Below are 22,573 nucleotides of genomic sequence, written 5' to 3'. Positions count from 1 at the left end.
CCACTACCCGCCTGCGGGCAGATCGGTGCGCGGGGCGGTGCCCAGGTGCACGCCGACCCGCTTGACCAGCAGCGTCATCTCGTAGGCGACCTGTCCGACGTCGGAGTCGGCGTCCGAGAGGACGGCGAGGCAGCTGCCGTCGCCGGCGGCGGTGACGAAGAGGAAGGCGCCGTCCAGCTCGACGATGGTCTGCCGGACGCCGCCCGCGTCGAAGTGGCGGCCCACGCCCTTGGCGAGGCTGTGGAAGCCGGACGCGACGGCTGCCAGGTGCTCGCTGTCCTCCCTGGTCAGGTCCTTGGACACCCCTGTCGGCAGTCCGTCGCCGGACAGGATGACGGCCTTGCGGATGCTGGCGACCCGGTCCACCAGGTCGTCCAGGAGCCAGTTCAGCTCCCCCTTGTTCGTCGTCGTGTGGCCGGTGGCCTTCGGTGCGGTCATCGACCGTCTCCCTTGGTCGTTCCTTGTGCTGTGCCGTTGTGGGTCCCGTCGCCCGCGGCGTTCTCCTCGCGGCCGCGCTGCCAGCCGCGCTGGAGCGAGGCCATCCGGCTGCGGACCTCGTCGGCGTCGCGGTCGGCGGGCTCCTCCGCGCGTCCGGCGCGCCGTTCGGTGTCCTGCTTGAGCTGGGGGGCCAGGCTGGCCTGGCGCACACGCCGGGGCAGCGGCCTGGCGCCCGGCTCCGGGGCCGGGCCGCCGGGGGGCGGGGCCGGGTCCGCCGGAGCGCCGGGGCCGGACGTCAGGGGCCGGGTGCGCCTGGGCAGCTCCGGGACGCCGGACGTCTCGCCGGTGCTCTCGGCCGGGGCTCCGGGCCGGTCGCCGGCGGGGTCGGTGAGGGGGCGCCGGGCGGCGGTGCCGCGGCGGCGGGAGGGCAGCGGGGCCAGTTCGCCGGCGTCGGAGGCACCCGGGCCGGCGGTGGGTCCCGGGGCCGGTTCGCCGCGGCGGGGCCGCTGGTCGGTGACGGGCTTGCCGTGCGAGCTGACCAGCTTGGGCGTCTGCCGCCGGGGCAGCGGTACGGCTCCGCGGTCGCCGGCCTCGTGGTGCGCGGGCCGGCCGGCCGGCTGGTCGTCGCCGCCCGGGCGCGGCCGGCGGGGGCGGAACAGGCCGCCGCGCTCGCTGTCCTCGTCCGGCAGGGCGCCGGGGAAGTCGTCCAGCGCGTCGAGATCGACGGGCGCCTCCAGCTCGACCGGGCCGTCCAGCACGGAGGTCGGCGGTCCGGGCAGCCGCAGCGGCTCCGGGGACCGCCCGCCGCTCCGGCCGAGCGCCTGCTCGCCGCCGTTTCCGGGGCGGTCCCGGTCGAGCCGGAAACCGGCGCCGTTGGTGTCCGGGACGTCCTCGGTGAGCAGCGCGTCGGGGATGAACACCACGGCGGTGGTCCCGCCGTACGGCGACGGCTGGAGGGAGACCCGGACGTTCTGGCGCTGGGCGAGCCGGCTGACGACGAACAGGCCCAGCCGGTCGGTGTCGGACAGTTCGAACTCGGGTGTCTCGGCGAGGCGGAGATTGGCGTCGAGGAGTGCCTCGGCCGTCATACCGAGACCCCGGTCGTGGATCTCCAGGGTGAAGCCGTTGGCGACCCGCTCGCCGACGACCTGGACGCCGGTGTGCGGGGGCGAGAAGACCGTGGCGTTCTCCAGGAGTTCGGCCACGAGGTGGGTGAGGTCGGCGACGGCGGGCCCGGTGACGGCGACCCGCGGCAGGCGCCGGACCTCGATGCGCTCGTAGTCCTCGACCTCGGCGACGGCGGCGCGGACGACGTCCATCAGCTGCACGGGGCGGCGCCACTGCCGGGAGGGCGCGGCACCGGAGAGGATCACCAGGCCCTCGGCGTGCCGGCGCATACGGGTGGTGAGGTGGTCCAGGCGGAACAGGTCGGCGAGTTCGTCGGTGTCCTCGGTACGGCGCTCCATGCTGTCGAGCAGGGTGAGCTGCTTGTGCAGCAGCACCTGGCTGCGGCGGGCGAGGTTGACGAAGACCTCGGAGACACCGGCACGCAGTTCGGCCTGCTTGACGGCGGCCTCCACGGCGGCCCGCTGCAGGGTGTTGAGGGCCTGCCCGACCTCGCCGATCTCGTTCTTGTCGTACTCCAGGCGCGGCACCTCGGTCTCGACGTCGACCTGTTCACCGGCGGACAGCCGGCGCATCACGCTGGGCAGCCGGACACCGGACGCCTCGTGGGCCTCCAGACGCAGCTGGCGCAGGTCGCGGATGAGGGCGCGGCCGATCCGGATGGACAGGACGACGGAGACGAGGAGGGCGATCAGTCCGAGGAGGCCGACGACGGCCGCCTTGGCGATGACACCGACGGCCACCGGGCGCATGCGGTCCTGGTAGCGGTCGCTCGCCTGGTCGTCGAGGGTGCCGAGTTCGTCCAGGGCGGTGGCCGCGGCGGAATCCCAGCTCTCGGCGGTGACACCGCGGGGAGTGCCGGAGTCCATGGCGACGACGGTCCGTTCGGCTCCACGCAGGGGTGCCGTGGTGGCGTTCTTCCAGAAGCGTTCGTAGCGTGCGCGTTCGGCGGCGGGCAGCAGCGGGAGGCTGATGTCGTACAGCAGGGTGCGCTGGGCGACGAGGTCGGAGATCTCACGGGTCTCGTCCCGGGTGAGCCGGCCGACGACGAGGGACGAGCCGAGCAGGGCGTCCTCGCGGGCGAGCAGTTCGCGGGCGCGGGTGAGGTTGACCAGGGCGCGGGCCTGCTTCTCGACCTCGACGTCGTCGATGCCGACGAGGGAGGCGAGCAGCGCGTAGCAGGGGTCGACGAGGCGGTTGTAGAGGCCGAGTGCCTGGGCCCGGGTGACGGAGCGCTCCTCGACGCTGCGGCGCAGGGAGTCGAGGCCGTCCAGGGAGTCCAGGACGGCGGTCAGGTGGTCACGGCCGTCCGTCTCCAGGCGGTCCCGGGTGTCCTGGTCCTCGGCGTTCCGGCGGAGCGTGGTGATCGACCGGTCGGTGGCGGCGCGGGTGCGGTGCAGACCGGACAGGGCCTCGGAGGCCCGCGGGTCGGCGAGGTAGACGAGGGCCTGGCGGCGTTCCTGCTGCAGGACGCGGACGGTGTCCTCGGCGGGGTAACCGATGTCCTCGATGACGCCGGACACGCGGAACAGCTGGGCCACTTCCCGGCCGGCGAACACCGTGGCGAACGCCCAGACGCCGGTCAGGGACACCAGCGGCACGAGAAGCAGCGCCACGATCTTCCGGCGGATCGACTTCCCGCGAAAGCGCATGGCCTCCCCCAGCTCGACCCCCGCTGGTCGGGGGTGTTCATGTCCGTCAGCAAACGGCGCGAGCCTACTACCGCCCCACAGCTAACTCGAAGACACGTCCGGTGGGTGAAGTTCCGCACCGCAGGCGAGAGATGGCGAGTTGTCCGGGCATTAGGGGAGATTGCCACCGCGTTCCGGAGGGCCACGACCGGCCGCTTGTGGCAACTTTGGCGGGTGGTTGGCCGGATTTTTTCGCCGTGCGGGAATCTTCACCCGGTCTCGTTCGTCCTTCTCTATGGGAATTGGGGGCGGAATAGGCCACAGCGGCCGCATCCCGCGTCCCGGCGGCGTAAAGCGGCGCAAGCCGGGCAGCCACTGGGGAGGCGGGGTCTTCGGACTCCGGGGGCGAGCGGTCTGCCGGCGGTGGGGAGTGACACGGTGACGGGCACGGCGGAACGGCGCGAGGCGCACGGGAAGAGCGAGGCGGGGCGCCCGCGGACAGGGTGGGGCGGCACGGCACCACAAGGCGGCGGGGAGCCGGGCGGCGACGAACCGCGGTACGGACACCGGCCGTTGTGGGTCGAGGAGCCCGCGCGCCGGCATCCGGTGCCCGATCCGGTGCGTGCGGCGGCGGTGCGGGCCGTCCTCGTCATCGCGGTGACGCTGATCCAGGCGATGGTCGCGTTCTTGTGCACGCTGGCCGGTTCCTGGCTGGCGTTCCCGATGGTGATGGGCGGTGTGGCCGGCACGGTGGTGGCCACGTGGGCCGTGGTCGACGTGTGGGTGACCCGCCAGGTGTGGAACCAGCGGCACGGTGTGGTCTCGGAGCCGAGCAGCACGGCCCGCGCCCTGCGCCGGGAGCGACGGGCTCGCCGCCGCCAGGAGCGTGCGGCCCTGCGGGAACAGGAGCGGATACGACGCAGGGGTGGGGCGGGGCAGCTGTCGCACCCCTGAGGCGGGGCGGCCTGTCACACTCCTGAGGCGGGGCGGGGCCTGCCACATCCGTGAGGCGGGGCGGCTGTCGAGCCCTTGACCGGGCCCTTCGATAGCATCGGGTTTCGTATGGCGCACGACGAAGCGCCCTGCGCAACGAACGCGGCCCCGGATGATGAGAGTCAAGCCATGCCCCGCACGCAGAAGCAGCCCGACCGCGGCGGGCGGACCGCCCGGGAGCCGGGGCGCCCGGAGCGGCCGGGCGGCCGTGGGGCGGCCGGCGCGGTGCAGTCGGTGGACCGCGCCGTGAGCGTGCTGGAGATCCTCGCCCGGCACGGCGAGGCGGGCGTCACCGAGATCGCCGCGGAGCTGGACGTCCACAAGTCCACGGCGTTCCGGCTGCTCGGGGTCCTGGAGAACCGGGGCCTGGTGGCCCAGGCCATGGAGCGCGGGAAGTACTGCCTGGGGGCGGGCGTACTGCGCCTGGCGGGAGCGGCGGCGGTGCGTCTCGACATCTCGCAGGAGGCCGTCCCGGTGTGCCGTGAGGTCGCCGACGAGCTGGGCGAGACGGTCAACATCGCCGTCCTCGACGACGACGCCGCGGTGAACATCATGCAGGCGCGCGGCACCGCGGCCGTGACCGCGCAGAACTGGCTGGGCAGACGCACCCCGCTGCACGCCACGTCCAGCGGCAAGGTGCTCCTCGCGCACCTGTCGCCGACCCTGCGCGAGGGTCTGCTGGCGCGGCCGTTGACGCGGTTCACGGACCGTACGGTCACGGGTGCGGCGATGCTGCGCGCCGAGCTGGAGGCCGTGGTGCGGCAGGGATACGGCGTCACGGTCGAGGAACTGGAACCGGGCCTCGCGGCCGTCGCGGCACCGGTGCGCGCGCACGACGGCGAGGTGATCGCGGCCATCAGCGTCTCGGGCCCGGTGTACCGGCTCGACGCGGACCGGCTGCCGAAGGTGGCCGCGCGTACGGCCGCGGCGGGAGCCGAGCTGTCCCGGCGGATGGGGTACGGCTTCTGACGGGCGTCGACGCCTGACGGCACCGCGCCACATCGGCCGGCCCTGTTCCGCATCGTGCGATGTGCTGCACGCTGCGGAACAGAGCGGCGGCGCGAGCCGACGCGCCCGTGCCCTACGGAGCGCTCGGCGCCGGCTTCTTGAACATGCGCGTCGCCGTGATCTCGCTGTGCACGGTCTCCCCCGCCTGAGGCGGCTGGGGCAGGCCGGGCCGGAGGTGTTCCTCCACGCTGATGTACTTCAGGCCCGCCCGGAGGTCGGCGTCGTTGCGCAGGCGGATGACCAGCGGGAACTCGGCGAGGGCGGTCGTGTCGAACAGACCGGTGGTGTACAGCAGCTGGACGCCCAGCGCGTCGGACACGGCCCGCTGGAGCTCCAGCAGATAGGTGGCGTTGGCCCGGCCGATCGGGTTGTCCAGGAACAGCGTGCCCGCGTGCCGGTGCTTGTCGCGGCCCCGGTCGTTCGAGCGGAGCGCGGCCATCGTGCAGTACAGGGCGATGGCCGCGGTGAGCAGCTGGCCGCCGGAGAACACATCGCCCATCTGGCCGACGGGGACGCGCTCGGCGCGCAGTACGGCGTCGGGCTTGAGGATCTCGACGGCCACGCCCTTGGGCTGGAGGGCCGCGGCGACGCCCCGCAGGAGCAGGGACATCCCGTCGCGGCGCAGGTCGGAGTTCTTCTTCACGGCCGCGCGCGTGGCCTCGTCGATGACCTCGCCGAGCCGTTCGGTGAGCGTGGCCTGGTCGGGTTCCTCGAAGCGGATGCGCAGGAACTCCTGCCCGGACCACTCGCCGAGCCCCTCCGGCAGCCGGGAGAGCCGCTGGGCGGAGCGCAGGGTGGCGAGGGCCGACTCCACGAGGCCGCGCAGCCGGTCCACGATGGAGTCGCGGTTGCGTTCCAGCTGGGCCAGCTCATCGGTCAGCACGCGCAGCCGGGGCGCGAACGCGTCCGCCCACTTCTGGGCGTGCTCGGGCAGCGCGGAGGCGGGCAGTTCCCGGATCTGCTGCCGGGCGGGGGTGCGGACCTGCTCGTAGCGCGTGGAGTTGGCGTGCCGGACCAGGACGTCGCTCGCCTCGCGCACGGCCGCCTCGGCGGCGGACAGGTCGGCGGCGCAGCCGCGCAGAGAGCGGCGGGCCTCGGCGGCGGAGTGCCGGGCCTCCTCCAGGGTGCCGGGGTACGGCTCCGGCTCCTCCGGCTCCTCCTCGGGCGTCTGCTCGCGCAGCAGGTCGCGGAGCATGGCGGCGATCTCGTCGAAGCCGCCGGCCGCGTCCTCGGCGGCGCGGTGGGCCTCCAGCAGCTCGGTGTGGGCCGCCCGGGCCTCGGCCAGCGCCTCGGTGGTGGCGGCGAGTTCGGCCGTGGCGGTGCGCAGCAGGGCCTGGGCGTGCTCGGCGTCGCGCGGGATCAGTTCCTCGGGCAGCTCGGTGTGCGCCTCGGCGTCCTCGGGGGCGTGCCGCTCGGTCTCGCCGCGCAGCCGGCCGAGCTGTTCGCTCGCGGTCGACATACGGGTCTCCAGGAGCTGCACCAGCTCCTCCGCGCGAGCTGCGGCGGCCTGCCGGGACGGCCCGTCGGAGCCGTCGGGCGACTGCAGCAGCTGCTCGGCGCGGGTGCGGACCTTGTTGCTGAGCCGGTCCAGTTCGGCGCGGGCGGCGCTCTCGTCGCTCTCCGCGCGGGCCTGCTCGGCGCGCAGGTCGGCGCCGACGCCGACCTTCTCGTACACCTGGGAGGCGGCCCGGTAGGCCTCGCGGAGGGCGGGCAGGGACGCCTTCGGGGCGTCCGCGTCCGCCTCGGGTACGTCGTCGGGGGCGCCGGCGATCTCGGAGCGCTCGGCCCGCAGGGCGCGCGCGGTGCGGCGGGCGTCGTCGGCGGCGCGCTGCGCGGCCCGGCGGTCCTCGTCGGCGGCGCGGGCGCGCTCCAGGCAGGCCTGGGCGCGTGCCTCGGATTCGGCCGCCTCGTCGGCGAGTTCGCGCAGCTTCGCCTGCCAGCCGGCGCGCTCGCGCAGCCGGTGGGCGAGGCCGGCGAGGGCGTCGGCGGCGCGCCGGGCCTTCTGCGCGGCCTCCTGGCGCTCGTCGCGGACCCGCGCGGCCTCCACCGCGGTCTCCTCCGCCTCCGCGCGGGCGGTCCGCGCCTCGGCGAGTTCGGCCTCGGCCTCCTCGGCGAACGCGCGGGCCTCCTCGGCGGCCCGGGCCAGCTCGGTCAGACGTCCGGCGGGGCAGCCGGTGCGCCAGGAGGCGAGCCGGGCGGCCAGTTCGCGGTCCTTGCCGAGGCGGGCGGCGAGGACGCGGATCTCCTCGTCGCGCTCGGTGGCCCGGGCGCGCAGTGCCTGCCGTTCCTCGTCGGCGGCGTGTTCGTCGTGCATGGCCGGGTTCGGCGGCACCAGGAACACGTCACCGGGGGTGGCGTCGGCGGCGGGCGGCGGGGCGAGCAGCGCGGCGGCGGTGCCGACGGCTACCGCGGAGCGGGGCAGCAGGGCGGCGTCGCCGAGGACTTCGCGGGCGCGCGCGTGCGTGTCCGGGTCGGTGATGATCACACCGTCGACGAGCTCGGGACGGGCGGCGAGCACGCGCGCGTGGTCGGCCGGGTCGACGGCCTGGGCGAGGTAGCGCCAGCCGGGGAGCGCCGGGATGCCGTGTTCGCCGAGGAACTCGACGGTGGCCAGCACGTCGGGGCCGGGCGGCAGCAGCCCGCCGTCACCGAGGGCGCCGAGGATCCGGGCGTCGTCGGCGGCCGCCGTGCGCAGGTCGAACAGGTGCCGTTCGGCGGTGGACACGGCGTCGTCGAGGAGTTCGCGCAGCTCGTCGGCGAAGCGGTCGAGCTCCTCGGGGGTGAGCGCGCCCTCCGCGACGGTACGGGGTGCCGGGACGGCGTCGTCGGCCCCGGTGCGCGGGCCGGGCACGCGGACCGTGCTCGGTGCCCCGGGCAGGCTCAGCAGTTCCGCCAGCCGTTCCTCGGCGGCCAGCGACTCGGCGAGGCGCCGCTCGGCCTCGTACGCGCGCTCGGCAGCGGTGGCCGCGTCCGCCGCGCGGGCCGCGGTCAGCTCGGCGCGGGACTCGGCGGCGGCGGTCTCGCGCGCGTGCTCGGTGGCCTTGCGGGCGGACTCACGAGCCGCGTCCCAGGCGGCCACGGCGGTCTTCTCGGCGTCGCTGGCGGCGAGCGCGGCCCGTGCCGGGTCGGCGTCCGGGGCGCTGTCGTCCAGCCAGCCCGCGCGGACCGCCTCGGCGGTCTCCTGCTCGACCTCGGCGAGCCGCTGGCGCAGGTGCCCGGCCTCGCTGCGGGCCCGCTGCGCTTCGGTGGCGGCGGTGGTGGAGTCGCGGTAGGCGCAGTCGCCGGACTCCTGGAGGGCGGCGGACCGCTCCTCCTCCTCGTTGGCGAGGGTCTCGGCGCTCTCGGCGGCCGCGTGCAGGGCCCGCACGAGGTCCACGGCGGCCTTGGCGCGGGCGGCGAGCGCGGGGGCCGCGTCCCGTTCGGCCTCCTGGATGGCGGCGGACACGCGCGCGACACGGTCGGCGGCGGCCCGGTGGCGCAGCACGGCCTCGGCGGCCTGCCAGGCGGAGTGCAGGGTGCGGGCGTCGGCCAGTTCGCGCTTCTGCGCGGCGGCGGATTTCTCGGCGGCGGCCAGCGCCAGCGAGGCGTGCCGGTAGGCGAGTTCGGCGGCGATGAGGGCGCTGCGCTCGCGGGCGCCCTCGGAGTGGGTGACGGCGTAGGCGGCGGCCGTCACCCGCTGGGCGAGGTCGGCGGCCCGGACCCGTTCCCGCACGGCCCGCGCGGACAGTCGGCGGGCCAGCGTGCGGGTACGGCGTTCGGCGCCCGCGTGCACGTCACGCGCGCGTGCCCGGGCGTCGGCCGCCTCGATGATCCTTCCGAGCAGGTCGACCGAACCGGCGGTGAAGTCCCGTTCGGCGATCAGCTCGGCGCGTCGGCCGAGTTTGCTGCCGAAGCCGCTGACGAGGTCGGCGAGGCCGTCGGTGTCGCGGGTGTCGGTGACGGCGCGCAGCAACAGATCGGTGAAGTCGGAGTCCTTCTTGACCGCGAAGAGGCCGGCCGCCTCGCCCTCGTCGGCGTTCATCTCGCGCTGGTAGCGGAAGAGTTCGGGGTCCAGGCCGAGGTCGCCGAGGTGCTCGGTCCAGCGCTCGTGGATCTCCTCCCAGTGCACTTCAAGGTGCGGGTAGGCCTTGCCGGCCTCCATGAGGGCGTCGCGGAAGCCCTTCATGGTGCGGCGGCGGCCGTGCGCGCCGGAGGTGCCCTCGGCGGGCGGCCGTACGGCGGTGGCCTCGGCGACGGGCAGGCTGTCCAGGCTGAGGCCGGGACCGGGGCGGAAGGAGTACCAGGCCTCGGCGAACTTGCGCGGGTCGTTGGAGACCTGCCGTCCACGCCACTCGCTGACCTTGCCGACGACCACGCACTCGCCGGTCTGCACGTGCTGCCACTCCAGGGCCACATGGCCGCAGTCGTCGGCGAGCAGGAACTTGCGCAACACACCGGAGCTGGCGCCGCCGAGGGTGTTGCGGTGGCCCGGCAGCATCACCGAGAAGATCAACTTGAGCAGGACGGACTTTCCGCCGCCGTTCTCCAGGAACAGCACGCCCGCGGGCGCGGGCCGGCGCGGCGGGCCGGACGGCTCCTCCTCGAAGAACTCCGCCTGCGTGGGCGCCGGGTCGGGCACGGGCTCGCCGACACCCCGCAGGTCAAGCACGGTGTCGGCGTAGCGCGCACCGGCGGGACCGATGGAGTAGAGGCGGACCCGGGACAGCTCGTACATGGCGGACTCTCGTCAGTGTTCTTGCGGTGGAGGGGGTTCGGGGTTGGTGCGGGGCAGGGGTTCAGGAGTGGAACGGCAGCCCGGCCTCGGCCACCAGGTCCAGGGCGTCGGTGTCCTCGGCGGGCAGCAGGGTGGCCGTGCCGTCGGTGACCGGGACGACGCCCAGCTCGGACAGTTCGGCCAGGGCGGCGTTGCCGGCCATGTCGCGGACCTGGAGCTGGTAGCGGGCGGTGGTGCGGTAGGTGCCGCCGTTGTCGTCGCCGGTGCGCTGCAGGAAGCCGGAGTCGGTGAGGAAGGCCAGGGCCTTGGCAACGATGCCGGTGGTGGAGGCGGCGGGGCGGCGGGCGTCCTTGGTGGCGCCGGTGGCGCTGCGCCTGGCCCAGATCCGCCAGGCGGCCTCCAGGCCGGGTGCGTCGGTGGCCGGGTCGGTGTTCTCGCCGCGTTCCTCGGCGCGCTCCTCCAGGCGGCGGCAGGCCTGCCGGACGAAGGCGTCGACGCCGTTGACGGTGACCCGGCCGATGTAGGAGTCGTCGGCGAGGTCCTCGGGGCGCGGGAACGCCAGCGCGGCGACGGCGAGATGGGCCAGGCCGTGCAGGAAGCGGTCGCCGGAGTCGGCGGCGGTGCGACGCGCGTAGTCGCCCATGCGCACGGCGAAGACCGAGTCCTCGGCGGCGGTGACGGCCATGCCCGCGCGCGGGGACACCTCCAGCACGACGAGCCCCAGTCCGGCGGCGACGGCGTCGGCGAGCCGGGCGAAGGCCGGGTCCTCGCGGTAGCGGCGCAGCAGTTCGGTGTACTCCTGGTCGCGGGCGGGCGCCAGCTTGGGCTGGAGTCCGAAGGCGACGAGCCGCGCCGCGTCGGCGGCGTCGGCGGGGGTGACGGCGGTGGGCGCCGGCGGGGCGGGTGTCTCCGCCTCGCTCCACTCGACGTGCTCGGTCACGGGTTCGGCTCCTTGTCGCGGTCGTGCTCACTCATGCTGCTTCCGTCCGGTCGGCCGCCATCCCGGCGGCGTCCAGCAGGGCCGTTCCCACGATGAGGTCGGCCCCGCCGAACTCGGGATCGTCCAGCTCGGTCCCGTCGTCCACGGCGAAGAGCAGCTTCTCCTCGCCCTGCCGGTAGGCGGTGCCGACGGCGGGGCTGGCCGCGTGGACGGCGAGCAGCGCCACCAGGTAGGCGAGGTCGGGGTCGCCGGTGCGGCGGGCCTCGGCGAGCAGCCCGGACAGCCGTCGGGGCGCGTCCGGGGGCAGGTCCAGCAGGTGTGTCGCCGCGGCGAGCTGTTCCTCGCTGAACCGGCTGTCGTCGGGCGTGGCGATCAGGTCGGGTTCGGGCATCTCCGCGCCCAGGTGCTCCCGTTCCACGGGCGGGGTCAGCAGGATGTCGACGAGGTCGCCGATCCGGACGGACACCGGGGTGCGCGGTCCGGTGCCGCGTGCGAAGAACGCGTCGGTGACCCGGATCGCCTGCTCAAGCGGCAACGGCAGGACCGGGGCGAGGAGATGGCCGTAGAGGTCCGTCCCGGACGTCGCCGCCGGGGTGGCGAAGGCCTGCCGGTCCTGTTCGGCGCGGAACAGCGGGCCGGCCTCCAGCAGGCGCGACTGGAGCTGGGTGTGGCGCCGGATGCAGTCCTTGACGATGTCGACCAGCTCGGCGGCGCGGCGCTTGTGCTCGGGCTCCTCGGTCTCGTCGCGGGCCTTGCGGATGTTGGTGAGGATGGCGTTCTCGTGGCGGTAGCGCTCGGCCACGTGGTCCAGGGCCTCGGCGATCATGTCGGGGACGGTGTTGAGCCAGTCGACCGCGCGGACGTTGCGCCGGGTGGCCTCCAGGGCGCGGCGCAGCGTCTCGGAGTACTGCACCGTGCGGTAGCGGGCCTGCTCGGCGGCGAGCTGGGCGTCGGCGAGCCGGCCGCGGCTGATCAGCACCTCCAGCTTGACCTCGGCGGCGATCTGGGCGCTGGTGACGTCCGTGTCGAGGGCGCCGACCAGGACGTTGACCGCCTCGTCCGTGGTGCGCAGGTAGACCGTGCCGCCGGGGCCGGGGACCTCCTCGATCAGCTTGAAGTCGTAGTCACGGCGGACGTACGTGCCGTCCGGCGCGAAGGTGCCGTAGACCGCGCGGAAGCCGCGGTCGACGCTGCCGACGTTGATCAGGTTCTCCAGGACCCAGCGGGCCACGCGCTCGTGTTCGGCGGCGGACCGGTGCGGTGCCTGGGCGGCGATGCGCGGGACCAGCCGGGCGACGACCTGTTCGTGGTCGGCGCCCGTGTCGAAGTCCATGTTCAGCGTGACCAGGTCGATGGCGGCCAGCGCCACCTCGGCCATCCCGTACACCGAGTACTCGCCGGCCAGGTTGGCCTTGCGCACGTCCAGGTCGTGCAGCGGCGCGGTGCAGGCGAGCGCGCGCAGCCGGCGCGCCAGCCCCTCGTCGGCGGCCGGGCCCTGCGCCGGGCGCGGCCCCGCGCTGAGCTGGGGCGGAACACTGTCCGTCGATGCAGGCGAAGTCACGGTGCACAGACTAGGTCCTGGGTCTGACATCGGCCCAAACGGCTCAGAAGCGACGGCCGTCACAGAGGCGGAAGACGGCCTGCCGTGCCGGTCAGGAGGGGCCGGCCGCGTCCTCGCCCACCCGGCGCCGGTAGACCTCGACGACCCGTTCCAGGGAGTCCGCGAGGTACGTCTCCAGGAGCCGTTCCGCGCCTTTGGTGTCCCCGGCCTGGAGCGCCCGCAGAATCCGGGCGTTGCGGGCGAGGTAGGGCTCGTGCAGCCGGCGCGGGTCGTCCGCCACGTGGAAGGCCAGGCGCAGCTCGGCGAAGACGCTGCGCATCAGCTCGTCGGCGCGTTCGCTTCCGGCCAGGGCGACCAGCTCCCGGTGGAAGTGGATGTTGGCGGTGCCCAGGGCCTTCCAGTCGTTCTCCGCGGCGGCCCTGTGCCCTTCCTCGACCGCCGAGACCAGTCCGCCGAGCCGGTACGGCGGCGCCCCGAGGCCGCGGACGACGGCGCACTCGACCAGCGCGCGCGTGCGGTAGATGTCCTCCACGTCCTCCACTGTCAGGACCCGGACGAACACGCCCCGGTTGAGTTCGTGGACCAGCAGGCGTTCGTGGGTGAGCAGCCGGAAGGCCTCGCGCAGGGTGTTGCGGGAGACGCCGAGGGCCCCGCCGATGCCGTCCTCCGACAGCCGGGTGCCGGGCGGGAAGTAGCCCTCGGATATGCGGCTCCTGAGGATGTCGGCGACCCGCTCCGCGGTGCTGGTGCGGCCCAGGAGGACACGGTCGCCGGCCAGTCCCGTCAACTGCTCTGCCATGCCCGGAATTCAATCGCAGACATCAGGACGAAACAACATGGGTATTGAGGGATCGTTGAACGATCCTCTACGGTGCTCGACACGGCTCACTTCCCAGCACCCTCCGTCCCCCTTTCTGCGAGGTGCCCATGAGCACGACCCCACCGCCCCGGTCCGGGCCCCGCGCCGACGTACGGTCGGCGGGAGATGAACGGGCCGGTGAGGACGGCCCGTTCGGCTGGCTGCGCGCCCTCGGCCCACGCGGCCGGCGCGCCTTCGCCGGAGCTTTCGGCGGTTATGCCCTGGATTCCTACGACTACTTCACCCTGCCGCTGAGCATGGTGGCGCTCGCGGCGTACTTCGGCCTCGACAGCGGCCAGACGGGTCTGTTCACCACGGTGACGCTGGTGGTCTCGGCGGTCGGCGGTGCCGTGGCCGGCGTGGTCGCGGACCGGGTCGGCCGGGTCCGGGCCCTGATGATCACGGTGATCACGTACGCCGTGTTCACCGTCGCCTGCGGCTTCGCGCCCACCTACGAGACGCTGCTGGTCTTCCGCGCCCTCCAGGGCCTCGGCTTCGGCGGCGAGTGGGCGGTCGGGGCGATCCTGGTCGCCGAGTACGCGAGCGCGCGCCACCGGGGCCGTACGCTCGGCGCGGTCCAGAGTTCCTGGGCGGTCGGCTGGGGACTGGCGGCGGTGGTCTACACGCTGGTGTTCTCCTTCGTCGGCGAGGACCTGGCCTGGCGGGTGATGTTCTGGACCGGGGCGCTGCCGGCGCTGCTCGTGGTGTGGCTGCGCCGCCGGGTGCACGACGCACCCACGGCGACGGCGGCCCGGGAGCAGGACCCGGGGCGCGGCTCGTTCGCGGCCGTCTTCCGCCCCGGCCGGGACGGCGTGCCGGGCCTGCTGCGCACGACGCTCCTCGCGAGCCTGCTGTCGACGGGCGTCCAGGGCGGCTACTACACGCTGGCGACCTGGGTGCCGACGTACCTGAAGTCCGAACGCGGTCTGTCGGTCGTCGGCACGGGCGGCTATCTGGCCTTCCTGATCTCCGGCGCCTTCCTCGGCTACCTGACCGGCGGGGTGCTGACCGACCGGCTGGGCCGGCGGAACAACATCTGGCTGTTCGCGCTGCTGTCGGCGCTGTGCATCCTGGCGTACGCGAACATCCCGCACGGCGCCGACACCCTGCTGCTGGTGCTCGGATTCCCGCTCGGCTTCTGCATGTCGGCCATCTTCAGCGGCTTCGGCTCCTATCTGAGCGAGCTGTACCCGACGGCGGTGCGCGGCACCGGGCAGGGGTTCACGTACAACACGGGCCGTGCGGTGGGCGCGGTGTTCCCGACCGTGGTGGGGTTCCTGGCGGACAGCTGGGGCGTCGGCGGCGCGCTGGTCTTCGGCGCGCTCGGCTACGGCGTCGCCGCGCTGGCCCTGCTGGGGCTGCCGGAGACCCGCGGGAGGGAGCTGGCCTGAGGCACGCACGCGGGGCGGCCGGTCCGCCGGCCGCACGAGAACCACCAGGGGCAACCGCCGTACGGAACCACCGTGCGGAAGCGCCGCAGAGAAGCGCCGTACGGAACCACCACCGGCGACCGCCGTACGAGCGACCCGCACGAGACACCGGAGACACGAGAACACCATGACCGCGATCGATCTGAACGCCGACCTCGGCGAGGGCTTCGGGCGCTGGCGGCTGACCGACGACGAAGCGCTGCTGTCCGTCGTCACCAGCGCCAACGTGGCCTGCGGCTTCCACGCGGGAGACGCGGCCACCATGCGCCGGGTGTGCGAGCTGGCGGCCGAGCGCGGCGTGACGATCGGCGCGCAGGTCTCCTACCGGGACCTGGCCGGCTTCGGGCGGCGCGCGATGGACGTGCCGCCCGCCGAGCTGGCGGCCGAGGTGGCCTACCAGATCGGCGCGCTGGAGGTGTTCGCCCGGGCGGCGGGGGCGCGGGTGGCGTACGTCAAGCCGCACGGCGCGCTCTACAACCGGGTGGTGTACGACGCCGGGCAGGCCCGCGCGGTGATCGACGGCGTCCGCCTCGCGGACCCCTCGTTGCCGGTGCTGGGCCTGCCCGGCTCGCGGCTGCTGGAACTGGCCGCCGAGGCGGGGCTGCCGGCCGTTCCGGAGGCCTTCGCGGACCGCGCGTACACCGACGAGGGCACCCTGATGCCGCGCGACCGGGAGGGCGCCGTGGTGACCGACCCGGACACGGTCGTGGAGCGCTCGGTGAGCCTGGCGCGCTACGGCGCGGTCGTCGCGCACTCCGGCGCGCGGATCCCGGTGCGCGCCCGTTCGCTGTGCCTGCACGGCGACACGCCCGGCGCGGTCGGCCTGGCCCGCCGGGTGCGCGAACGGCTGGAGGCGGCGGGCGTGCGGGTGGAGGCGTTCGCGTGAGGGCGCTTCTCGTGGGCGACGACGCGCTCCTGGTGGAGGTGTCGTCCGGAAAGGAGGCGCAGGCCCTGCACGCGGAGCTGCTGCGCCGCCGCGCGGAGGGCGCGCTCACCGTCCGGGAGATCGTTCCGGCGGCCCGTACGGTCCTGCTCGACGGGCTGGCCGACCCCGACCGCTGGGCGGCGGAACTGACCACCGCGCGGGTACCGGAGGTGCCCTCCCGCGCGCGCGAGCTGATCGAACTGCCCGTGCGCTACGACGGCCCGGACCTCGCGGTGGTCGCCGCGCACTGGGGGGTGACCGAGCGGGAGGCGGCCCGCATCCACGCCGGCACCGAGTTCACGGTGGCCTTCTGCGGCTTCGCCCCGGGCTTCGGCTATCTCACCGGGCTGCCGGACCACTACGCCGTCCCGCGCCGCGCCACCCCGCGCACGGCCGTCCCCGCGGGCGCCGTCGCGCTCGCCGGGCCGTACACGGGCGTCTACCCGCGCACCTCCCCGGGCGGCTGGCAGCTGATCGGCACGACGGACGCGGTGCTGTGGGACCACACGCGCGTGCCGGCCGCGCTGCTGTCCCCGGGGGCGCGCGTGCGCTTCGTACCGCGGGAGGACGCGTGACGCGAAAGGGAAAGCAGGGGCGCCGGACGACCGCCGCCCACGCGCGCGTGGCCGCCACGCGGACAGGTACGGCTGCCGTACGGGGCCGCCCCGCCGCCACGCGGGCGGGCGCCGCCGGTGCCCCGGCTCGTGTCACGGGCGTCCCGGTGGTCCCGTCCGGGGAGGTGGGTGCGTGAGTGACCGTGTGCTCGTCGTGGTGCGCGCCGGGGTGTTGACGACCGTGCAGGACCAGGGGCGGCCGGGGTACGCGCACCTCGGCGTGCCCCGCTCCGGGGCGCTCGACCGGCCCGCGGCGGCGCTGGTGAACCGGCTCGTCGGCAATCCGCCGGACGCCGCCGTCCTGGAGACCACGCTCAACGGCTGTGCGCTGCGCGCGCGTTCCACGGTGACGGTCGCGGTCGGCGGCGCGCCGAGCCCGGTGTCGGTGGGCGGTCGCCCGGCCGCGTGGGGCGCCCCGGTCGTGGTGCCGGCGGGCGAGCTGCTGGAGGTGGGCGCGGCCACGGCCGGCGTACGCGGTTATGTGGCCGTCTCCGGCGGCATCACCGTGGAGCCGGTCCTCGGCAGCCGCGCCACCGACCTGCTGTCCGGCCTGGGCCCGGCCCCGCTCACGGACGGCACGGTCCTGCCGCTGGGCCCCCCGGCCGGCCCTCCCGCGCGCGTGGACGGCGCCCCACAGCCGCGTCCGCCCGCCGAGCTGGTGCTCCGGGTGACCCTGGGTCCGCGCGACGACTGGTTCACGGCGGGCGCGGTCCGGGACCTCACCACGCGCGCGTACCGGGTCTCCTCGGCGAGCAACCGCATCGGTCTGCGTACCGAGGGGCCCGCGCTGGAGCGGGCCCGGCCCGGGGAACTGCCCAGCGAGGGGATGGTGCTCGGCGCGGTCCAGGTGCCGCCGGACGGGCGGCCGGTGGTCTTCCTCGCGGACCATCCGACCACCGGCGGCTACCCGGTGATCGCGGTGGTGCGCACCGCCGATCTGCCCGCCGCCGCGCAGGCGCCACCGGGCACGCTGGTCAGGTTCGTCCCGGTACGGCGCCGCTGACCCCGGCGGCCCGCTCCGGGGGAGCCACCGGAACGGCACGGCGGAGCCCCGCGGTCCGGCCGCCCTCGTCGGTGGCCTCCCGCGCGCCGTCTGCCCGCGTGCCATCTGCCCGCGTGCCCCGCCCGTCGTCCTCCCACGCGGCGCCCTCCCGTCCGTCGTCCTCCCGCCCGTCGTCCTCCCGCCCGTCGTCCTTCCGCCCGGCGGGCGGTGAGCCGGAGCGGTTCACCGCCCGCGCCACCGGACGGGGCGCACGCCCCGAGGCCGCCGCACATGCGGCCGGCGGCCGCCCCGCTGCCGCGCACCGGCCCGAGCGGCGCCCGGCGTCGCCTGTCACGCCACGCCCTCAGGCTCCGGCTCCGGCACGGCGGGGCGGGCGTCGGCGCGGCGCGGCACCTCCGCCGCGTCGTGGGCCGCGAGGAACGCCTCCACGGCCGTTCCCCAGCCGAAGCACTCCGCACGCGCGCGTGCCGCTTCCCGACGCTCGGGTCCGCCGCGGTCCAGGAGCAGTTCCACGGCGTCCGCGAACGTCTCCGGGCCGCCGGCCGCGGTGGCTCCGGCGGAGCCGATGACCTCGGGCAGCGCGGAGAGGGCGCTCGCCACCACGGGAGTGCCGCACGCCATGGCCTCCAGCGCGGCCAGACCGAAGGTCTCGGCGGGCCCGGGCGCGAGGCACACGTCGGCGGACGCCTGGAGCGCGCCGAGGGCGGCCCGGTCGGACACGTGCCCGAGGAAGGTCACCGGGAGCCGACGGGTGCGGGCGCGCCGCTCCAGCCGGGGCCGCAGCGGCCCGTCCCCGGCGACCACGAGCACCACGCGCCGGCCGCGCCGCAATAGCTCCTCCAGGGCGTCCAGGGCCGTACCGGGCCGTTTCTCCACGGACAGCCGGGAGGCCAGCACGAGCAGCGTCTCGTCCACGCGCGCGTGGCGGGCCCGCAGCCCGGGGTCGCGCAGCGCGGGGTGGCGTTCCATCAGGTCGACGCCCAGGGGGGCGCGTACGACGTTGCGCGCGCCGATGCGGACGAACTCGCGCTCGGCGAACCCGGTGGTGCACACCACCCGTGAGTAGACGTGCGCGGTACGGGTGTTGAGGGAGTCGGCGGTGCGCCGGGCGAGCGGTTCGGGCAGACCCCAGGTGCGCAGGACGCCGTCGGCGCTCTCGTGGGAGACCATCACGGCGGGCACGCGCGCGCGTCGGGCCCAGCGGCCGGTCCAGCGCAGGGTGGTCCGGTCGGAGACCTCCAGCCGGTCCGGGGCCAGCTCCGTCAGCAGGGCGGCCACCCGCCGCCGGTCGGTGAGGACCCGGTAGCCGCCGGTGCCGGGCAGCGGCGGGCCGGGCAGGGTGATGACCCGGCCCTGCTCGGTGGCGCGGTCGGTGTGCCGTTCGCCGGGCACGATCAGGACGGGTTCGTGGCCGGCGGCCAGGTAGCCCTTGCCGAGTTCGCGCAGGGCGGTGCGCAGGCCGCCGGAGGCGGGGGCGACGAAGTTGGCGAGGCGGACGATGCGCAGGGACGGCCCGGTCATGCCGCCACCGCCGTCCGGCGGGCCGCGAGGACCTGGTCGTAGTGGTCGATCAGCTGGTCGCCGACGGCGGCCCAGGTGCGGCCCTCGACGCTCGCGCGGGCGGCGGCGCCGTAGGCGGACCGCCGCGCGGGGTCGGCGGCCAGGACCCGGACGGCCTCCCGGACGGCGGTGGCGTCGCGCGGCGGGACGAGCAGGCCGGTGCGGCCGTGGGCGACCAGGTCGAGTGGGCCGCCGGCGGCGGGTGCGACGACCGGCACCCCGCTGGCCATGGCCTCCTGGACGGTCTGGCAGAAGGTCTCGAAGGGGCCGGTGTGCACGAACAGGTCCAGCGAGGCGAAGATCCTGGCCAGTTCGCCGCCGGTGCGCCGGCCCAGGAAGACCGCGCCGGGCAGGGCCTCGGCGAGCTGGGCCCGGCTGGGTCCGTCGCCCACGACCACGACCCGCACGCCGGGCAGTCCGCAGGCCCCGGAGAGGAGTTCGACGTGCTTCTCGGGGGCGAGCCGGCCGACGTAGCCGACGATCCGTTCGCCGTGCGGGGCGAGTTCGCGGCGCAGCGCCTCGTCCCGGCGGTCCGGCCGGAAACGTACGGTGTCCACGCCGCGCGGCCACAGCCGTACCCGTGGTACGCCGTGCGCCTCCAGGTCGGCCCACGCGGCGCTGGAGGGGGCCAGGGTGCGGTCGGCGGCGGCGTGCACGGAGCGGATCCGCCGCCACGCCGCGGCCTCTCCGGCGCCCATGTAGGTGCGGGCGTATCCGGCCAGGTCGGTCTGGTAGACGGCGACGGCGGGGATGCCGAGCCGGGCGGCGGCGGCCATGCCCCGCACGCCGAGGACGAAGGGGCCCGCCAGGTGGACCACGTCGGGGCGGTGGGTGACGAGGGCGGCGGCGAGGCGCCGGCTGGGCAGGGCGACGCGAACCTGGGGGTAGCCGGGGAGGGGCAGGGAGGGAACCCGGACGACCGGGCACGGGGCGTCCGGGTCCGGGCCGGTGCCGGGGGCCGGGGCGGGGGCGACGACGAGCGGGTGGTGACCGCGGTCTACGAGGTGCCGGGCGGTCTGGAGCGCGCAGTGGGCCACGCCGTTCACATCGGGGGGAAAGGATTCGGTCACGATGACGACACGCATACGGGTGTTGTCGCCGCGCCGGACGTGCCCACGTCAACTTCGATCTTTCGGCGCGGGGAACGTCCCATGAGCGTTGAGCGGCCCGCCCCACGAACCAGGCGCTCCTCCTGCGAACCAGGCCCCCACGGACCAGGCGCCCCCACAGCGGTCCACCCCGCCGAACAGGCGCCCCTCCACGCTCCGCCCCCCGCGGGACAGGCGGCTGTCACGGTGCCCTGGCCCGCGGGTCATCCGGAGTTCACCCGCCGGGCGGTCGTCCGCCCCGGCAGGGAGGTGCGGGTGGGGTCAGCCGAGGGCGGCGTCGGGCCCGAAGCGGCTGCGTACGGCGGTCTGCACCTCGGCCTCCTCGGCCGGGTCGGCGGCCAGGCGGCGCAGCCGCTCCACGACCCGGGTGTCACCGGTCTCGGCGTGCCGGGCGGCGAGTTCGCGGGTGGTCTCCTCGCAGTCCCACAGGCACTCGACGGCGAAGCCGGCGGCGAAGGAGGGGTCGGTCGCGGCCAGCGCGCGGGCGGCGCGGCCCCTCAGGTGGGAGGAGGCCGTCTCGCGGTAGACGTGCCGCAGGACGGGGGCCGCGCAGCCGATGCCGAGGCGTCCGGCACCGTCGACGAGGGTCCACAGGGTGGGCGCGTCGGGCCCCTCGCCGCGTACGGCCTGGCGCAGGGCGGCGAGGACGAGGTCGCGGTCGCGGGTGCCGCCGCGGCAGGCGAGGATGCGGCCGGCGGCGGCGCCGAGCGCGTCGGGGCGCCGGGCCCAGCCGCGCGCGCGGTCCACGGCGGCGACGCCGCGCATCCGTTCGAAGGCGTCGACGGCGGCCTCCACGACGGCCGTGGTCCCGTCGGCGACCGCGGCCTCGACGAGATCGAGGGCGGCGGGGTCGTCGCTGTCGGCGAGGTAGCGCAGGGCGGTGCAGCGGGCTCCGTCGTCGCCGCTCCTGGCGGCCCGGAGGATCTCGGGCCGGTCCTCGGGGCCGGCCACGGCGACCAGACAGCGGGCGGCGGGCACATGGAGGGCGGCGCCGCGCTCCATGCCCTGCTGGGCCCACTCGAAGACGGCCCGCACGCTCCAGCCGGGCCGGGGGCCGGTGGGGCGCATCTGCCGCTGCCAGCGGTCGAAGCAGCCGGTTTCCTGGGCGGCACGCACGCGGGTGGCGATCGACGCGCGCGGGTCCTCGGCCCACAGCCGCCAGGGCCGTGGTTCGAAGGCGTCGCGTACGGCGGCGGCCAGGTCGGCCTCGCCCTCGGGGTCGGTGGCGAAGCGGGCCAACACGGGCGCGGCGAGGGCGCGCAGGCCCGCGTCGTCGTCCCGCAGGGCCAGCTCGTCGAGGGCCCAGGCCCAGTTGGAGCCGTGCGCGGCATACCTGCGCAACAGGTCGAGGGCGTCCCGCCGTCCGTAGGAGGCGAGGTGGCCGAGGACGGCGAGGGCCAGGCCGGTGCGGGACTCGTCGGTGTCGAGCACGTCCTCGGCGTCGAAGAGGTGCGCCTCCACGGCGTCGAGTCCGCCGTTCAGGTCGAGGTAGAGCCGGGCGTAGTAGAGGGAGCGGTTCTCCACCTGCCAGTCGTGGCGGGGGTCGCGCAGTACACAGTGGTTGAGGGCCGCGAGCGCTTCGGCGCGCGGGGCCGTCAGCGCGTGCAGCGTGCCGTCGCCACGGCCGCGCTGGAGCAGCCCGAGCAGGGTGCCGCTGGGCGCTATGACCGGATCGAACATGGGAAACAGCCTCACATCAAGCGTCGACGCAACCGGTGAATACGCGTTACCTGGCCGTGCGACACAACGTCGGAGCGCCCGCCGTTTCCTGCTTGCTGTAGACCATCTCTCTCTGCCTCTCGTCGGTGGCCCATGCGGACCGCATCACGGCCCGCGCGGTGCGGCAACACCTGCCCAGCCATCGCGTCCGTGAATCACGTCGTCATGATGACCCGCGCTGTGTGCTGCCGCGACCGTATTTCCGGCGGCCCTGTACCGCCTCCCCCGTTTTCCGTGTCGTTGCTGGTCGGAATATTCGGTTCAGCGCGCGCCGAACAGTTCCAGCAGTTCGGTCTTGCCGAACATCCGGGCCGTGTCGACGGCCGACGGCGTGCCCTTGGAAGGGTCGGCTCCGCCTTCCAGCAGGGCCTTGATCACATCGGTCTCGCCCTTGAAGACGGCACCCGCGAGCGGGGTCTGGCCCCGGTCGTTGACCTCATTGGCGGCGGCGCCGCGGGCGAGCAGCGCGCGCACCGTGTCGGCGTGGCCGTGGTAGGCGGCGAGCATCACCAGGGAGTCGCCGCGGTCGTTGGTGAGGTTGGCGGGAGCGCCCGCGTCGACATACGCCACGAGCGCCTCGGTCTGCCCCTGCCGGGCCAGATCGAAGATCTTGGTCGCCAGCTCCACGACCTCGGGGTCGAGGGCTTCACTCATGGCCGGACCGCCTCTCCATGCTGATAAGGGGACGTGCCCCACTGCTGCGGGGACTGCTTCGTACGAGTGAATCGCCAGCGTACTGGCTCTCGGGGCACATGACCCGATGTGCCCGAGGTAAAGATCACCGACGGGCCCCGCACGAGGCAACAGCGCTGGTCAACCAGGCCGCAACCGCTTCCTCCGAGTGGGCGGGATCCACCGGTTTACACCCAGTTGCACCTTTAATCGTATGGATACATGCTGTGATCCTGGAAGAACTCATGGTGACTGTCCCCCACCTTCGACAC

16 protein-coding genes are annotated in these 22,573 nt (G+C 75.1%); 6 read left to right on the top strand and 10 right to left on the bottom strand.

Annotated features, from left to right (window positions below):
• Positions 1-3: 3 nt before the first annotated feature.
• Positions 4-438 carry a roadblock/LC7 domain-containing protein gene (locus tag ABD350_RS17225; RefSeq protein ID WP_030793366.1) on the bottom strand — a complete coding sequence of 145 codons (435 nt, stop codon included), beginning with the start codon at positions 436-438 and terminating at the stop codon, positions 4-6.
• Positions 435-3,215 (bottom strand): nitrate- and nitrite sensing domain-containing protein, encoded by a 2,781-nt coding sequence (locus tag ABD350_RS17220; RefSeq protein ID WP_344348998.1) that lies wholly within the window; start codon positions 3,213-3,215, stop codon positions 435-437. Before ABD350_RS17220 ends, ABD350_RS17225 begins: the two co-directional genes overlap by 4 nt.
• 417 nt (positions 3,216-3,632) lie before the next feature.
• Here ABD350_RS17220 and ABD350_RS17215 point away from each other — a divergent pair, with 417 nt between their 5' ends.
• Positions 3,633-4,148 carry a hypothetical protein gene (locus tag ABD350_RS17215; RefSeq protein ID WP_344348997.1) on the top strand — a complete coding sequence of 172 codons (516 nt, stop codon included), beginning with the start codon at positions 3,633-3,635 and terminating at the stop codon, positions 4,146-4,148.
• Positions 4,149-4,316: 168 nt separating this feature from the next.
• A complete protein-coding gene (locus ABD350_RS17210; RefSeq protein ID WP_382467105.1) occupies positions 4,317-5,156 on the top strand; it encodes an IclR family transcriptional regulator in 840 nt (279 codons plus the stop codon).
• 112 nt (positions 5,157-5,268) lie between these two features.
• Here ABD350_RS17210 and ABD350_RS17205 read toward each other — a convergent pair whose 3' ends face one another.
• The 4 genes from ABD350_RS17205 to ABD350_RS17190 all read right to left on the bottom strand — a co-directional run bounded on the left by ABD350_RS17205 (position 5,269) and on the right by ABD350_RS17190 (position 13,209).
• Entirely contained in the window at positions 5,269-9,909 is a 4,641-nt protein-coding gene (locus tag ABD350_RS17205; protein WP_344348996.1) for a coiled-coil domain-containing protein, read from the bottom strand.
• A gap of 61 nt (positions 9,910-9,970) precedes the next feature.
• Positions 9,971-10,849: a hypothetical protein gene (locus ABD350_RS17200; protein WP_344348995.1), complete on the bottom strand. Its 879-nt coding sequence runs from the start codon at positions 10,847-10,849 to the stop codon at positions 9,971-9,973.
• Positions 10,850-10,880: 31 nt separating this feature from the next.
• Complete coding sequence (locus ABD350_RS17195) at positions 10,881-12,410, bottom strand: hypothetical protein (RefSeq protein ID WP_344348994.1); 1,530 nt, start codon at positions 12,408-12,410, stop codon at positions 10,881-10,883.
• A 91-nt stretch (positions 12,411-12,501) separates the two neighbouring features.
• Positions 12,502-13,209, bottom strand: a complete 708-nt coding sequence (locus tag ABD350_RS17190; RefSeq protein ID WP_344348992.1) for a GntR family transcriptional regulator — start codon at positions 13,207-13,209, stop codon at positions 12,502-12,504.
• 128 nt (positions 13,210-13,337) lie between these two features.
• Here ABD350_RS17190 and ABD350_RS17185 point away from each other — a divergent pair, with 128 nt between their 5' ends.
• From ABD350_RS17185 to ABD350_RS17170, 4 genes are all read left to right on the top strand, one after another.
• A complete protein-coding gene (locus ABD350_RS17185; protein ID WP_344348991.1) occupies positions 13,338-14,660 on the top strand; it encodes an MFS transporter in 1,323 nt (440 codons plus the stop codon).
• A gap of 166 nt (positions 14,661-14,826) precedes the next feature.
• Positions 14,827-15,585 carry a LamB/YcsF family protein gene (locus ABD350_RS17180; RefSeq protein WP_344348990.1) on the top strand — a complete coding sequence of 253 codons (759 nt, stop codon included), beginning with the start codon at positions 14,827-14,829 and terminating at the stop codon, positions 15,583-15,585.
• Positions 15,582-16,199 (top strand): 5-oxoprolinase subunit B family protein, encoded by a 618-nt coding sequence (locus ABD350_RS17175; RefSeq protein WP_344348989.1) that lies wholly within the window; start codon positions 15,582-15,584, stop codon positions 16,197-16,199. The genes ABD350_RS17180 and ABD350_RS17175 overlap by 4 nt, the downstream gene beginning before the upstream one ends.
• A gap of 172 nt (positions 16,200-16,371) precedes the next feature.
• Positions 16,372-17,241, top strand: a complete 870-nt coding sequence (locus ABD350_RS17170; protein ID WP_344348988.1) for a 5-oxoprolinase subunit C family protein — start codon at positions 16,372-16,374, stop codon at positions 17,239-17,241.
• Between the two features lie 330 nt (positions 17,242-17,571).
• Here the strand turns inward: ABD350_RS17170 and ABD350_RS17165 are convergent, their stop codons facing one another.
• The 4 genes from ABD350_RS17165 to ABD350_RS17150 form a co-directional block, all read right to left on the bottom strand.
• The gene (locus ABD350_RS17165; protein WP_344348987.1) at positions 17,572-18,762 is read right to left on the bottom strand and encodes a glycosyltransferase; all 1,191 of its coding nucleotides are present in this window, start codon (positions 18,760-18,762) and stop codon (positions 17,572-17,574) included.
• Positions 18,759-19,886 (bottom strand): glycosyltransferase family 4 protein, encoded by a 1,128-nt coding sequence (locus ABD350_RS17160; RefSeq protein ID WP_344348986.1) that lies wholly within the window; start codon positions 19,884-19,886, stop codon positions 18,759-18,761. Before ABD350_RS17160 ends, ABD350_RS17165 begins: the two co-directional genes overlap by 4 nt.
• A 285-nt stretch (positions 19,887-20,171) precedes the next feature.
• Complete coding sequence (locus ABD350_RS17155) at positions 20,172-21,590, bottom strand: HEAT repeat domain-containing protein (protein WP_344348985.1); 1,419 nt, start codon at positions 21,588-21,590, stop codon at positions 20,172-20,174.
• Between the two features lie 300 nt (positions 21,591-21,890).
• Entirely contained in the window at positions 21,891-22,283 is a 393-nt protein-coding gene (locus ABD350_RS17150; protein WP_344348984.1) for an ankyrin repeat domain-containing protein, read from the bottom strand.
• Positions 22,284-22,573 lie beyond the last annotated feature (290 nt).

It is taken from the genome of Streptomyces nogalater (assembly GCF_039532885.1).
Classification (GTDB): Bacteria; Actinomycetota; Actinomycetes; order Streptomycetales; family Streptomycetaceae; genus Streptomyces; species Streptomyces nogalater.
This window is presented reverse-complemented; position numbering and strand designations above follow the sequence as displayed.